Raw genomic sequence first — 13,637 nt, 5'->3', positions numbered from 1 at the left:
CAAATACGCCATCGCCGGCAAGCCGGCTCCTACAAAAAACCGACCGTGCTGATTTCAATTTCTACACCGAGGTAGACCATGCCTGAAGCCTATATCGTCGACGCCCTGCGCACGCCCACCGGGCGGCGCAAGGGTGGTCTGAGCCAGATTCACGCCGCTGACCTGGGCGCCCATGTATTACGGGCACTGGTCGAGCGCAATGACATTCCCGACGAGGATTACGACGACGTGATCTTCGGCTGCGTCGATACCATCGGCCCGCTGGCCGGCGACATCGCCCGCACCAGTTGGCTGGCGGCCGGCCTGTCGCAATCGGTGCCGGGCACCACCATCGACCGCCAGTGCGGTTCGTCCCAGCAAGCGGTGCACTTCGCCGCCCAAGCCGTGATGAGCGGCACCCAGGACGTGGTCATTGCTGGTGGCGTGCAGACCATGACCCAGATCCCGATTTCCTCGGCGATGATCGCCGCCGAACCCCTGGGCTTCACCGATCCGTTCAGCGGTTCCGAAGGCTGGGTGCGACGCTACGGTGCGCAACCGCCGACGCAGTTCCGTTCGGCGCAGATGATCGCGCAAAAGTGGGACCTGTCCCGGGCGCAGCTTGAAGCCTATTCGCTGGAGTCTCATCGCCGTGCCTTGCAGGCCATCGAGCAGGGTCGCTTCAACCGCGAGATCGTACCGCTGGCCGGTGTGCTGCATGACGAAACCCCGCGCCAGACCAGCCTGGAAAAGATGGCTGAACTGGAATACCTGTTCGGCTGCGACCGGGTCACCGCCGCGGTGTCGAGCCAGACCTGCGACGCGGCCAGCGCGATGCTGATCGTCTCGCAGGCGGCGCTCAAACGCTACGGCCTGACGCCACGGGCACGCATCCATCACCTGAGCGTGCGCGCCGAAGACCCGATCTGGATGCTCACCGCACCGATCCCGGCCACCGCGTACGCGCTCAAGCGTGCCGGCATGAAGCTGGAAGACATCGACCGTGTGGAAATCAACGAAGCCTTTGCTTCGGTGGCCATGGCCTGGTTGAAAGAAACCGGCTATCCGCACGAGCAAACCAACGTCAACGGCGGCGCGATTGCCCTCGGCCATCCATTGGGCGCCACCGGCACCCGCTTGATGTGCACCTTGCTGCATGAACTGGAACGCAGCGGTGGTCGGTATGGCATGCAGACCATGTGCGAAGGCGGCGGCCAGGCCAACGTAACCATCATCGAACGCCTGTAACCCATGCCGCACACCGCCCCCTGTAGGAGCTGGCTTGCCAGCGAAAGCGGTGGGTCAGCCAACATTAAAGTCGCTGACACTCCGCCTTCGCTGGCAAGCCAGCGCCTACAGGGAGATGGGGTGATTAGTGAGGAATTTGAAGCATGAACATCTGTGAAAACCGCGTCGTGATCATCACCGGTGCCGGCGGTGGTCTGGGCCGCGCCTACGCGCTGGCCTTCGCTGCCGAAGGCGCCAAAGTCGTGGTCAATGACATCAATCGCGAAGCGGCGCTGGCCGTGGTCGGGGAAATCCTCGGGCAGGGCGGCAGCGCCGTGGCCAACAGCGACGACATCACCGGTTATGAGTCGGCCGGGCTGATTGTGCGCCAGGCCATCGAAACGTTTGGCGACCTGCATGTGGTGGTCAACAACGCCGGGATCTGCCGCGACCGCATGTTCGCCAGCCTCAGTGAATCCGACTGGGACGCTGTGGTGGCGGTGCACCTGAAAGGCCATTTCTGCATTTCCAGCCACGCCGTGAAGCACTGGCGCGAGCAGGCCAAGGGCGGGGCGAAGGTCGATGCGCGGATCATCAACACCAGTTCCGGCGCCGGTTTGCAGGGATCGATTGGCCAATCCAACTACGCGGCGGCCAAGGGCGGCATTGCTTCGCTGACGCTGGTGCAGGCCGCTGAACTGCGCCGCTACGGGATCACCGCCAACGCCCTGGCACCGGCGGCGCGCACCGGGATGACCGAGCAGGTATTCGCCGACACCATGAAAAAGCCGGACGAGGGCTTCGATTACTTCGCCCCGGAAAACGTCGCGCCGCTGGTGGTGTGGCTCGGTTCCGAGGCGTCCGCTGACGTCACCGGGCAGATGTTCGAAGTCGAGGGCGGCAAGTTGTCGATCGCCGACGGCTGGCGCCGTGGTCCGCAGGTGGATCGCCAGGGCCGTTGGGCGGTTGGCGAGATGGGTGATGCGGTGGCGCAACTGCTGACGCAAGCGGTGCCGGCGGCCAAAGTGTACGGAAGCTGAAAAAAGTCCGGTCCCGGGAGGGCGGTGCACGGCTATAATCGGCCCACGTTTCATTGATGCCGATGGGTTAACTTCAACGCCAACCCTTGTAGGAGCGAGCCTGCTCGCGATGGATTCGAATGTAACGCGCCAATTCAGACTGGGCGCGTTATCGTTTACGTCCATCGCGAGCAGGCTCGCTCCTACAAGGGCGGTTGCAGTTGACCGGCATTGCCCGCGATCCCTTCAGTCACCACACGAGACCTGCCATGACCATTTCCCTGTACGACGCCTCTGTGCCTGTTTTCCAGCAAATGCTCAACGCCTTGAGCGATGTGCTGAAAAAGGCCGAAGCCCACGCCACCGACAAAAACATCGACCCTAATGCGTTCCTGCAAGCACGCCTGTTCCCGGACATGTTCCCGCTGGTGCGTCAGGTGCAGATCGCCGTTGATTTCAGCAAGGGTGTCACCGGTCGCCTGGCCGAAGTCGAACTGCCGAAATACGACGACACCGAAACCACCTTCGCTGACCTGCAAGCGCTGATCGCCAAGGCCTTGGCCTTCGTCGGCAGCATCACGCCTGAGCAGATCAACGGCAAGGAAGGCATCGAGATCGTGACCCGTCCGGGCACGCCGAAAGAAAAACGCTTCAGTGGCCAGTCGTACCTGCTGACCTACGGCCTGCCGCAGTTCTTCTTCCACGTCACCACCGCCTACGCACTGCTGCGCCACAACGGCGTTGAAGTGGGCAAGCGCGACTACATGGGCGCGTTCTAAACCGCCTGCAACACTGTACATGTGGCGAGGGAGCAAGCTCCCTCGCCACAGATTTCTATTAAATCTTCAATGATCACGCGGCCCGGCTAGCGGTCGTGGGCGGCGTTGCGCAGTTTCTCGGTATCGACACGGACAAACACCGAGTCGCCGACGGCGGTCAGCACATCGCCGGCATACACCTGGCAAATCACCCGGCGCTTGCGCCCGACCTCACCCTCGACTTTCGCCCGCAGCGTCGGCGGCACGCCCATTGGCGTCGGCCTGAAAAGCGCGATTGTAAGCGTTTGCGCGGCTTTTCCCAGCGTCAGGCGTTAGGCGGTAGCGTGAAGCGGCCCGCTAGTAAAAATCGTCCTCGTCATCACGCAGGTGGCGATACCAGCCATATAAGGCCAGGCCCAAGATGACAACGGCCAGCACCACGATGGTGAGGATCAGGTACAGCATCAGGCACGGTATCTCGGCAGTGGTTGGAGGGAGCGAGTGTATGCTCCCGAATGTGATGGTTTTATAGGATCGTTCCCAGAAAAATGTAGGACGTATCCCATGGTTTCAGCCCGACGGCGGGTGCTACAAAGGGCGTTCGACTGGCTAGAAGACCAGGCCTATTTTTGCCCCGTACTCGTCCCGGGTCTGTTTGTTGAGATCGGTGTGGGTGAACTGGCCGTCCAGGTCATATTTGAAGCGGTTGTAGTAAAGGGTTGCGATGAGCGGCATCGAGCCTTGCTGATTGAACAGTGCGCTGAATTCGACAAATGGGTTGTTCGTGTCGTTCAGGTTCTCGGTGTCGCTGCTGACCCCGTGCACGTTGAGTTGCGAATCACCGTTGAGCATGCGCCGAACGCCCGCTTCGAGACGCAAGGTGGTATCGCCGAACCGATGGTTATAGCCGGCGGCCGCTTTGGCGAAAGGCGTGCGGCTGGTGAGATCGACGTCGTGCTTTTTGGTATCGGGCTCGAATCGATTCCATTTGTAGCCGCCGCCCAGCAACACATCGATGGAATTGGTGTTATCCAGCGCCGTGCGCCAGCCCACATCCAGGTCCAGCTCGCTGTCTTTGACTTTCTGGTTTTGCTTCTCGGAATACTGACCGGTGATTTCTGCCAGATAAACCAGGCCCGATTGAGCGGTCATTTTATTGCCGTAATTGAGAAACAAACCGCCTTCGGGCATATGCTCGGTGGTGTTGCTTCGATGGCCGGTGAACTCGAGTTCGCTGTAACTGCCCAGTAAGCCAACGCTAAGAATCGGATCGGTTGGCAGTGAAGCGCTGGAGGTGGCGGGAACGGTTAATGAGAGCAGAGAGGTGACGACAGCAGCAAGACTGGTCCTGTTCATAAGAACTCCATCACTACACTACTGGTCCGAATCAGACCGATCACTTACAACGATAGCTGGTCTTTTTGCACTGCAAGAAATATCGATGGGGTGGGCTGTGATCATTGGCCTTGATGGGTTGACCAGGGTAAAGACGAGCCAGGCCAGCCCCAGGGGGCTGGCACTTTCGCTGACAGGCGCGGCGCGTGCAGAAGACAGGCATCAAGCATAGACGAGGGATTTTTCCTCCAGCAGTTCTTCGTACAAGGCCGCCCACTTGAGACCCATTTCGTCGGAGGTAAAAAGCTTTTGATAACGGGCCTGCGCCTTGTCGCCCATGTGCGCCGCCAGCGCCGGGTTTTCCCAAAGCGTGCGCATGGCCTCACGAAACGCCAAGGGACTGCTCGGCGGCACCACCAACCCCGTCTCGTCATGAATGTTGATGTAACTGGTGCCGGTGCCGATCTCACTGGAGATCATCGGCTTGCCGTACATCGCGCCTTCGAGCAGCGAAATGCCGAAGGCTTCGGAGCGCAGGTGCGAGGGAAACACAATGGCGTAGCTCAGTTCCAGCAGCGCGACTTTGTCTTCATCCCCCAGACGCCCGAGGAAATGAATGTTGCGCAACCCCAGGGCGGCGGCCTGGGCATGCAGCTCAGCCTCCAGCGGCCCGGCACCGACGATCACCGTCGGATAGTCCAGGCCTTTCAGCGCGTCAAGCAGGATGTGCAAACCCTTGTAGTAGCGCATCACACCGACAAACAGGAAAAATTTGTCGCCCAGCTTTTGCTGCCAGTGAGCCTTTCGGTCGCTGTCGGGCTGAGGGTAACCGGCCTTGTTCAAGCCGTAGGGGATCACCCGGGTCTTGTGCTGGAACTGCTGCAGCACATCGCTGGTGTGCAGGTAATTTGGCGACGCCGCGACGATCCGGTCGGCGCTGTGCAAAAAACGGTTCATCAGCGGCCGGTACAGCTTGAGCAGATGCTTTTGCCGAATGATGTCCGAGTGGTAGGTCACCACGCTGGGTTTGTTCATGCCACTGGCGAAATGCACCAGGTCCATGAACGGCCACGGGAAGTGGTAATTGACGACGTCGGCCTCGGCCGCCATTTCGCGAAACTGTTTGAAGACACTCCAGGAAAACCCGGTGGAGGCGAACTGGATGTCGAGCCTGGCCCGGTGGACTTCATGGTGCGCGACCTGTACCACCGGCGGTGTCGGATTGGCGCTGAGGGTCAGCACCTTGCCTTCGACGCCGTGCGGCATTCCGCTTTCGCACAACTGGAAAATCACTTGTTCGATCCCGCCCATCGAGTCAGGCAAGTACGTCTTGAAAAAATGAAGAACGCGCATTCAATCTCCCATAGCCTGGCGGTAAGCGCTGGCGGTGATGTGTGCACAGCGCTGCCAGGAAAAAAGCCCAGCCTGAAGCAATCCGGCTTCCCGGCATGCCTGCCAATGGGCGGGATCGTCGACTAGACGGCCCATCGCCTCGCACAAGCCGTCGGGCTCATTGGCTTCAATATAGTTGCCCGCCGCGCCTGCGACTTCGGGCATGGCCGAGCGTCGCGTGAGGATGACCGGCGTACCGGACGCCATGGCCTCGAGGACCGGCAGGCCGAAACCTTCGTAAAGCGACGGAAAAATCAGCGCCCGGGCGCCGGCCAACAACTGCGCCACGTGATCGTCCGGTAGATAACCCAGCAAACAGACGTGGCCGTCGGCCAGGGCCTGGTGCAGTTCTGCACTGAACTGCTCGCGTTGCCAGCCGGCCATGCCGACGATCAGCAGGGGAAAACGCTGTCGGTCGGACGCCGGCAAGCGGGCATGGGCGCGCAGGGCCAGGGACAGGTTCTTGCGCGGCTCCAGGGTGCCGACGCAGAGGAAGTACTCCCGCGCCTCGACACCATGGGCCTTGAGCACGGCGTCGATGGCCTCGGGCGTACGCGGGTGAAAACGCGCGGCGACACCCAACGGTGCGACGACAAACCGCTCGGCCGCGAGCCCGAAATGCGCCTGGGCTTCGTCCGCGATGTATTGCGAATCGGTGAGAATCAGGCTCGCCCGTTGCACACCGTCGGCCACGCGCCGTTCGATTTCGCGCAAGCGCGCCGGCGGCTGCGTTTCGGGGTAGTGCAGGTGAGTGAGGTCGTGCAGGGTGATGACGGTCGGGCCGTCGAACGCCAGCGGCCACAGGCTCGGTTCGTGGTAGAGGTCGATCGATTGCGCGCGGCCCTGATCGAAACGCTTCTGTTCCAGCCAGCGTCGGGCCTGGTAGGCCCCCGGAATCTGCCGCAGCAGGGGTGTCAGCCGGGAATAACCGGGCATGGCCGCCTCGGGCAGCTCAGTGCTCCAGCCCCACCCATGAAACAACGCCAGTTCGATATCCGCCTCGCCCGCCAAGGCGTTCGCCAGTTCGGCGACGTAGTGACCGATGCCGGTGCGCGGGGCCTGGAGGATGCGGGCGTTAAGGGCAATGCGCATGCTGCCTCACTTCTGCGAGCGGCACGTCAGCAAGGTTGCGCAGGGTGCGTTCAGCCAATTGCGCGCTGGCTTCACGCCAGCCGATCCACTGCCAATTCGCGACATCGCGGGTGGCAGGGAACTGGCCGCTGCGCTCGAAGCCCACGACCAGGTCGGCCAGGCTCTGCGCTTCGGCCAGGTCGAAGTACGCCATGTACTCGCCGCCGATTTCGCGAAACACCTCGATGTCGCTGCCCATGGCCGGCAACCCGCGCTGCATGGCTTCTACCAGCGGCAAGCCGAAGCCTTCCACGAACGAAGGAAACACCAGGGAGCTGGCGTGGGTGTAGGCATGTTCCAGGCTGGTGTCGCTCAGGTCGTTGAACATGAACAGGCGCTGGTTCAATTGCGGGTGATTGCGCACCCGAGCGAGCAGGGCATCGCATTTCCAGCCGATGCGTCCGGCGATGCACAGACGGGCATCGGAGCCCGCCGCCCAGGCGCGTTCGAACGCGTCGAGCAGGTAGTCATGGTTCTTGCGCGGCTCGATGGTGCTGACCATCAGGAACACCGGCTGCGGCGTCTCGAACACACGGGCGAGACGCGGTTCCACGGCGGCGGTGACTTCGCGCAGATCGAGTTCCGAGCCGAGGTGGAAATAGTCGAACCACAACCCATTGGCCTTGGCAGGGCCGAGGCGACGCTGAATCTCGTCACGCACCTGATCGCGCACCGTGGCGGAAATGGCCACGTAGCCATCGGCGGTCTGGGTAATCCAGTCGAACCACTCGTTGAAAACCTGCACCAGCCGTGCGTCGTAGAACTGCGGGTGGGTCAGCGGGATCAGGTCGTAGATCACCGAAACGATGCCCACGCCTTCACGCTTGAGCTGTTCGGCGAACGGGAAGAAATCGGTGTGCCAGGAGGAGTCCAGCAACACCAGTTGATCCCCCGGCTGATGCTGCAAGGGCACGCGACGTTTGGGCAGCTGATGTTGACTGATTCTGTCAATCAGGCGCAGCGGCACACTGAAACAAGCCAGTGCGGTCAGTCGATACGCCACGTACGCCACGCGCCGGACAAAGCGCGACGGCAAGCGTTGGTCGAGCTGCTGGTAGCGCTGCCAGAAACGATGGGCCAGGCGACCGAGTCGCCCGCCGAAGGTGATCAGTTGATCGAAAAACGGAACGTTCAGCGCACCCAGTTGCACCACCCGGTAGAGCTTGCCATCGAGCATCACCACCGGGATGCATTCAACCCCGTCGACCGATTCGGGCAACTGGTTGATGACGTTGCGCACCACCCGCTGAATGCCCGAGTTGACCTTGGGGTGCTGGAACACGTGGGTGCATTCCACCAACAGACGCGTCATGGCGTGATCCCCGAGGTGACCGACGCGTTGGTGCGAGTGATGGTGGTTTTCGCGGCCAGCCACGAGCAGCCGACAAAATCTTCCTGGCGGTTGTTGATGACGTGGAACACCAACCCGTAATCGCGCCACTCGAAGTTGCGGTCCAGGTGCGAGTCCAGGCGAGACAGGCTCAACGCCACCGAGTAGTTACCCTTGCCCAGCCCCATGACGAACGCAAAGCGATAGGTGACGCACTCGCCCGCCTGCAAGTCGGTCAGCGCCTGGTCCTGGCGGTGCGTGTTGATGCCGTACATGGCCTGGCCCAGTCGATCTTTGATCATGAAGCCCAGCACCAGCCGTTCGATGTCCTGGCGAACTTCGACATTCACCTCCAGCACCACCGGCTGGCCGACTTCGGCGGCGTCGATGGAGCGTTCGTGCTGGTCGAGCAGGCGCACATTGATAATCCGCGCTTCACCCGTGCCGGAAATGGTGCTGACCTGACCGCCCGAGAGTATTTCCTGGCGCACGGTCTGGCCTTCACGTTCAGCGAGCAGGGCGTTGTAGTAATCCATCACGGCTTCCGGTGTGCCGTGCATGGCCATGCGGCCATTTTCCAGGAGGATCGCCGAATCGCAGATCGACTGGATCGCCGAACGGTCATGGGACACGATCAACAGCGTGGTACCGGCTTTGCGAAAGCTGCGGATGCGGTCGAAACTTTTGTGCTGGAAGTAGGCGTCGCCCACGGACAGCGCTTCGTCGACGATCAGGATGTCCGGGCGGCGCGCCGTGGCCACGCTGAATGCCAGGCGCATTTGCATGCCGCTGGAGTAGGTGCGCACCGGGTGGTCGATGGCCTCGCCAATTTCCGCGAAACGTTCGATTTCCGGCATCAGGGCCTGGATTTCTTCAATCTGCATGCCGAGCAGTTGCCCAGACATGATCGCGTTCTGGCGGCCGGTAAAGTCAGCGTGAAAGCCCATGCCCAGTTCCAGCAGGGCGGCAACGCGGCCTTCCATTTGAATGCTGCCGCAGGTCGGCTGGGTGGTGCCGGTGATCATTTTCAGCAGAGTGCTTTTGCCCGCGCCATTGACCCCGACGATGCCCACCGATTCGCCGGGCGCAATCTGGAACGTCACGTCTTGCAGCACCCAGTGCTGGCGATGGCGGATCGGCGAGAACGGCACCAGCCATTCGACCAGCCGACTCCAACGCGTCGGGTATTGTTTGTAGGCCTTGCCCAGGCCGGTAACGCGTAGTTGCCCCATCAGAGTTCATCCACCATTTCACCGACCCGCTGACGAAACAGGCGCAGCCCGATGACGAGGAACACCACGCTGGCGACCATGATCGGCAGCAGCGAGCTCCAGACCGGCCATGTGCCATAAAGGAAGATGTTCTGGTAGCTGGTGATCAGGTTGGTCAGGGGGTTGAGTTGCAGCAGACGCTGCACCCACTCGGGCAGGATGCTCATCGGGTACACGATCGGCGTCAGCCAGAACCAGAACTGCAGGCAGATGGCAAAAAATTGCCCGACATCGCGGAAAAACACATTCAACACGCCAAGGATGATTCCCAACCCGGCACAAAACATCACTTGCAGTGCCAGCAGTGGAATCAACGCCAACAGCGCCATGCCCGGCAACCGGCCGGTGACCAACAGGAAGCCGAGGAACAAGCCAATAATGATTGCGAAGTTGACGCCGGCGTTCAACAGCACGATCACCGGCAGGCAGATTTTCGGGAAGCTGATTTTCTTCAGCAGGTTGGCGTTGTCCAGGAACATGTTCTGGCTGCGTACGGTGATTTCCGCGAACAGGCCCCAGGTGAGCAACCCGGCGCACAGGTAGACGCTGTAGGCCAGTCCATCATCTACCCCGGGCAAGCGGGCGCGCATGATGTGGGAAAAAATCACCGTGTAGACAATGATCATTGACAGCGGGTTGAGCACGGTCCACAAGGCACCGAACAGCGAGTTGCGATAGCGCGCCTGGAACTCGCGCTGGACGCTGCCGAGGATGAACCCTCGATAGCTGCCCAGCGTGCGGCATAGAGAAAGCAGCATTCAAACCGTCCTGCCGTATTGATCTTCGAAGCGGACGATGTCGTCCTCCCCCAGGTACTCACCGCTTTGCACTTCGATGATCACCAGGTCGATCACGCCGGGGTTCTCCAGGCGATGCTTGTGACCGGCGGCGATAAATGTCGATTCGTTCTTGGCCACCAGGTGCGTACCGGTGCCGTTGTTCGTGACCTTGGCCATGCCTTCGACCACCACCCAGTGTTCATTGCGATGGTGGTGCATTTGCAGTGACAACTTGCCACCGGGCTTGACCACGATGCGTTTGATCTTGAAGCGTGGGCCTTCCTCAAGCACGGTGTAGCTGCCCCAAGGGCGGCTGACGGTACGGTGCAAACGGTAGGCTTCGTGCTTTTTGTCCTTGAGTTGCTTGGCCACCCGGCGCACATCCTGCGCACGATCGGCGTGGGCCACCAGCACCGCGTCGGCGGTGTCGACGATGATCAGGTTATCCACGCCCACGGCCGCCACCAGCCGGTCTTCGCTCTGCACGAAGTTGTTGTGGCTGTCGATGAACACGGCGTCGCCGCTGGCGCGATTGTTTTGCGCATCGGCCGGCACCAGGGCCGCGACTGCGCCCCAGGAACCAATGTCGCTCCAGTCGAACGCGGCGGGCACGACCACGACTTTGTCAGAGCGCTCCATCAATGCATAGTCGATGGAGATGTCAGTGATTTCGGCGAACAATGTCGGGGACAATTCCTGTTGCAGGCAGCCGACGGTTTCTACCGGCTGGCTGGCCGCCATACAGGTTCTGGTCTGTTCGAGCAACTCGGGGGCGTGTTTTTGCAATTCGGTCAGCAGGGTGGCAATCGAGAAGCAGAACATCCCGGAGTTCCACAGGAAGTTACCGCTCTCCAGGTAATGGGTGGCGGTTTGCAGGTCGGGCTTTTCCACAAAGCGCTTGACGTTGGCCGCGCCGCGGTCATCCAGGGCCGTGCCAGTCTCGATGTAGCCGAAGCCGGTTTCCGGTGCGGTGGGCACGACGCCGAACGTCACCAGAAAACCATCTTTGGCCAGCGCCACGGCGTGGTCCACGGCCTGCTTCAAGGCATCTTCGTTGTGGATCAGATGGTCGGCGGGCATCACCACCATGATCGCTTCATCGCCGTGCAAGGCTTGTAATGACAATGCCGCAGCGGCGATGGCCGGCGCGGTGTTGCGACCGCTCGGCTCCAGCAGGAAGTGCCCGCGATGGCGGCTCAGCTGTGCGTCCTGATAGTGATCCTTGCTCTGGAAGTAATACTCGCGGTTGGTCACCGTGACGATATCGCCCCGGCCGTCGAGCAAACCGGCGGCTCGCCGATAGGTCTTGCCCAGCAGCGACTGGCCGTCGGGCAGGGTCATGAACGGTTTCGGATGGCCTTCACGCGACACCGGCCACAACCTTGTCCCGGCACCGCCGGAGAGAATCACGGGAATCAGCATGGCCTACTCCTTGGCGACGCGTTTCATGTCCGCATCCATCATCATGCGGATCAGGGTATCCAGGTCGGTTTTTGGCTTCCAGCCCAGCACGCGCTGAGCCTTGGCCGGGTTGCCGAGCAGCACTTCGACTTCGGCCGGGCGGAAAAACGCCGGGTCGATCTTGACGAAATCGCGATAGTTCAGGCCGACATGATCGAAGGCGATCCGGCACATTTCGCGCACGGTGGTGGTCACGCCCGTGGCGACCACGAAGTCGTCGGGCTTGTCCTGTTGCAGCATCAGCCACATGGCTTCGACGTAGTCGCCGGCAAAGCCCCAGTCGCGTTTGGCGTCGATGTTGCCCAGACGCAGCTCCTGCTGCTTGCCCTGCTTGATGCGGGCGGCGGCGTCGGTGACTTTGCGGGTGACGAATTCGATGCCGCGCAGTGGCGATTCGTGGTTGAACAGGATCCCGCTGCTGGCGTGCAGGTTGAAGCTTTCGCGGTAGTTCACGGTGATCCAGTGGCCGTACAGCTTGGCCACGCCATAAGGGCTGCGCGGATAAAACGGAGTGTTTTCGTCCTGCTGTTCGGCCTGGATCAGGCCGAACATTTCGCTGGTGGACGCCTGATAGAAACGCGTGTGCGGGCTGAATTGGCGGATGGCTTCGAGCAGGTGGGTCACGCCCAGGCCGTCGACGATCCCGGTGGTCACCGGTTGATCCCAGGAGGCCGCGACAAAGCTTTGCGCGGCGAGGTTATAGATTTCGTCCGGCGCCGATTTGATGACCGCGCGCTGTACCGAACAGGCATCGGCCATGTCGCCGTCCAAGTAGACGATGTCCGACTCGACGCCCATCTCGCGCAGGCGCCAGCGCGAATCGCTGCTACGCCGCGCCACCAGACCGTGGACCTTGTAACCCTTGTCGAGCAACAGTTTGGCCAGATACGCCCCGTCCTGGCCGGTGATCCCTGTGATCAGTGCACTTTTAGTCATTCTTGTCGTACTCGCTGCTCCCAGTCGGACAGGATCGCCCGCAGGGATTGTTGTGTTGTGATTTCAGACGTCCATCCGGTGGCCTGGGCCAGCCTGGCAGGGCTGCCGCACACCCGACGCTGATCCGCGCGGCGAAGGCGCGCAGGGTCCTGGACCAGTTGCAGGTCGACCTGGGCAATATCTGCCATTTGTTCGATCAGGCTGCGAATGCTTTGCTCGCGTCCCGAGCAGATGTTGTAGAGCTGGCCGGGCGTGCCTTTTTCCAGCAGCGCCAGATACGCCGAGATGACGTCGCCGACGTCGAGGAAATCGCGGGTGACATCGATGTCCCCGACTTCCAGTAGTGGTGGTTGCAGGCCTTGCTGGATGCGGCAGATCTGGCGCGCGGCGCTGGCGATGACGAAGCTGTCTTTCTGCCCGCTGCCGATGTGGTTGAACGGACGGGCGACCATCACCGGCCAGCCTTCGCTCAGGCCCCATTGCAGGCTCAGGAACTCGGCCGACAGTTTGCTCACCGCGTACGGGTTGCGCGGGCAGGGTGGTTGCAATTCGCTGATTGGCAGGTCGGCTTCGGTGACCTGGCCATAGACATCGCCGGAGCTGACATACAGGAACGTACCGCTGAACCCACGTGCCTTGAGGGCTTGCAGCAGGTTGAGGGTGCCGAGCAGGTTGATATTCAGGGTGCGCGCCGGGTCACGGAACGCTTGCGGAACGAAGGTCTGCCCGGCGAGGTGAATCACTGCATCGGGCAGGTCCGGCCACAGGTCTTCCAGACTGTCCGGCGCACTGAGGTCGTAGCGATGCGCAACCGGCAGCAATTCCCATTGCGAAGCGTCGGCCTGCAAGCGCGATTGGAGGTGTTGTCCAACGAATCCACCAAGACCCGTGACAAACAGACGCTTTTTCAAACAGCGGCCCCTTGGTCATTCATCTCATCAGTTCCTACAGGTTTTATGGAAGGTTCTCACAAACCAACAGGAACGCTCGTAAAGACAGATGAAATGTTTTGTTGTAGT

The 13,637-nt window shown here is 61.3% G+C and carries 12 protein-coding genes and 1 pseudogene; 3 read left to right on the top strand and 10 right to left on the bottom strand.

The window, feature by feature from the left end; all coding sequences use genetic code 11:
* Positions 1-78 precede the first annotated feature (78 nt).
* The 3 genes from J1D76_RS25190 to J1D76_RS25180 all read left to right on the top strand — a co-directional run bounded on the left by J1D76_RS25190 (position 79) and on the right by J1D76_RS25180 (position 3,004).
* Positions 79-1,227: an acetyl-CoA C-acetyltransferase gene (locus tag J1D76_RS25190; protein ID WP_421141073.1), complete on the top strand. Its 1,149-nt coding sequence runs from the start codon at positions 79-81 to the stop codon at positions 1,225-1,227.
* Positions 1,228-1,370: 143 nt separating this feature from the next.
* Complete coding sequence (locus J1D76_RS25185; protein WP_421141072.1) at positions 1,371-2,246, top strand: SDR family oxidoreductase; 876 nt, start codon at positions 1,371-1,373, stop codon at positions 2,244-2,246.
* A gap of 248 nt (positions 2,247-2,494) precedes the next feature.
* Positions 2,495-3,004: a DUF1993 domain-containing protein gene (locus J1D76_RS25180; protein ID WP_421141071.1), complete on the top strand. Its 510-nt coding sequence runs from the start codon at positions 2,495-2,497 to the stop codon at positions 3,002-3,004.
* 86 nt (positions 3,005-3,090) lie between these two features.
* Here the strand turns inward: J1D76_RS25180 and J1D76_RS25175 are convergent.
* The 10 genes and pseudogenes from J1D76_RS25175 to J1D76_RS25130 form a co-directional block, all read right to left on the bottom strand.
* A pseudogene (locus tag J1D76_RS25175) lies at positions 3,091-3,270 on the bottom strand (PaaI family thioesterase); the annotation flags it as partial.
* Between the two features lie 322 nt (positions 3,271-3,592).
* Positions 3,593-4,339 (bottom strand): hypothetical protein, encoded by a 747-nt coding sequence (locus tag J1D76_RS25170; protein WP_421141070.1) that lies wholly within the window; start codon positions 4,337-4,339, stop codon positions 3,593-3,595.
* Positions 4,340-4,540: 201 nt separating this feature from the next.
* Positions 4,541-5,671 (bottom strand): glycosyltransferase family 4 protein, encoded by a 1,131-nt coding sequence (locus J1D76_RS25165; protein WP_421141069.1) that lies wholly within the window; start codon positions 5,669-5,671, stop codon positions 4,541-4,543.
* Positions 5,672-6,802: a glycosyltransferase family 4 protein gene (locus J1D76_RS25160; protein WP_421141068.1), complete on the bottom strand. Its 1,131-nt coding sequence runs from the start codon at positions 6,800-6,802 to the stop codon at positions 5,672-5,674.
* Complete coding sequence (locus J1D76_RS25155) at positions 6,786-8,153, bottom strand: glycosyltransferase family 4 protein (RefSeq protein WP_421141066.1); 1,368 nt, start codon at positions 8,151-8,153, stop codon at positions 6,786-6,788. The genes J1D76_RS25160 and J1D76_RS25155 overlap by 17 nt, the downstream gene beginning before the upstream one ends.
* Positions 8,150-9,403: an ABC transporter ATP-binding protein gene (locus tag J1D76_RS25150; protein WP_421141065.1), complete on the bottom strand. Its 1,254-nt coding sequence runs from the start codon at positions 9,401-9,403 to the stop codon at positions 8,150-8,152. The genes J1D76_RS25155 and J1D76_RS25150 overlap by 4 nt, the downstream gene beginning before the upstream one ends.
* Positions 9,403-10,200 (bottom strand): ABC transporter permease, encoded by a 798-nt coding sequence (locus J1D76_RS25145; RefSeq protein WP_421141064.1) that lies wholly within the window; start codon positions 10,198-10,200, stop codon positions 9,403-9,405. Before J1D76_RS25145 ends, J1D76_RS25150 begins: the two co-directional genes overlap by 1 nt.
* A complete protein-coding gene (locus J1D76_RS25140) occupies positions 10,201-11,643 on the bottom strand; it encodes a mannose-1-phosphate guanylyltransferase/mannose-6-phosphate isomerase (RefSeq protein ID WP_421141063.1) in 1,443 nt (480 codons plus the stop codon).
* A 3-nt stretch (positions 11,644-11,646) separates the two neighbouring features.
* Positions 11,647-12,618: a GDP-mannose 4,6-dehydratase gene (gene gmd, locus J1D76_RS25135; protein WP_421141062.1), complete on the bottom strand. Its 972-nt coding sequence runs from the start codon at positions 12,616-12,618 to the stop codon at positions 11,647-11,649.
* Complete coding sequence (locus J1D76_RS25130; protein WP_421141061.1) at positions 12,615-13,529, bottom strand: GDP-mannose 4,6-dehydratase; 915 nt, start codon at positions 13,527-13,529, stop codon at positions 12,615-12,617. Before J1D76_RS25130 ends, gmd begins: the two co-directional genes overlap by 4 nt.
* Between the last annotated feature and the right edge of the window lie 108 nt (positions 13,530-13,637).

Source organism: Pseudomonas sp. NFX15, assembly GCF_049132105.1.
Taxonomy (GTDB): Bacteria; Pseudomonadota; Gammaproteobacteria; order Pseudomonadales; family Pseudomonadaceae; genus Aquipseudomonas.
Note: the sequence above shows the minus strand (reverse complement) of the source record. Positions and strands in the feature narration are given on the sequence as shown.

Bases quoted from the DNA above. Each gene is read 5' to 3' on its own strand.
- gmd (WP_421141062.1), bottom strand. From the start codon at position 12,618: ATGACTAAAAGTGCACTGATCACAGGGATCACCGGCCAGGACGGGGCG.
- J1D76_RS25165 (WP_421141069.1), bottom strand. From the start codon at position 5,671: ATGCGCGTTCTTCATTTTTTCAAGACGTACTTGCCTGACTCGATGGGC.
- J1D76_RS25140 (WP_421141063.1), bottom strand. From the start codon at position 11,643: ATGCTGATTCCCGTGATTCTCTCCGGCGGTGCCGGGACAAGGTTGTGG.
- J1D76_RS25170 (WP_421141070.1), bottom strand. From the start codon at position 4,339: ATGAACAGGACCAGTCTTGCTGCTGTCGTCACCTCTCTGCTCTCATTA.
- J1D76_RS25145 (WP_421141064.1), bottom strand. From the start codon at position 10,200: ATGCTGCTTTCTCTATGCCGCACGCTGGGCAGCTATCGAGGGTTCATC.
- J1D76_RS25155 (WP_421141066.1), bottom strand. From the start codon at position 8,153: ATGACGCGTCTGTTGGTGGAATGCACCCACGTGTTCCAGCACCCCAAG.
- J1D76_RS25160 (WP_421141068.1), bottom strand. From the start codon at position 6,802: ATGCGCATTGCCCTTAACGCCCGCATCCTCCAGGCCCCGCGCACCGGC.
- J1D76_RS25185 (WP_421141072.1), top strand. From the start codon at position 1,371: ATGAACATCTGTGAAAACCGCGTCGTGATCATCACCGGTGCCGGCGGT.
- J1D76_RS25150 (WP_421141065.1), bottom strand. From the start codon at position 9,403: ATGGGGCAACTACGCGTTACCGGCCTGGGCAAGGCCTACAAACAATAC.
- J1D76_RS25180 (WP_421141071.1), top strand. From the start codon at position 2,495: ATGACCATTTCCCTGTACGACGCCTCTGTGCCTGTTTTCCAGCAAATG.
- J1D76_RS25190 (WP_421141073.1), top strand. From the start codon at position 79: ATGCCTGAAGCCTATATCGTCGACGCCCTGCGCACGCCCACCGGGCGG.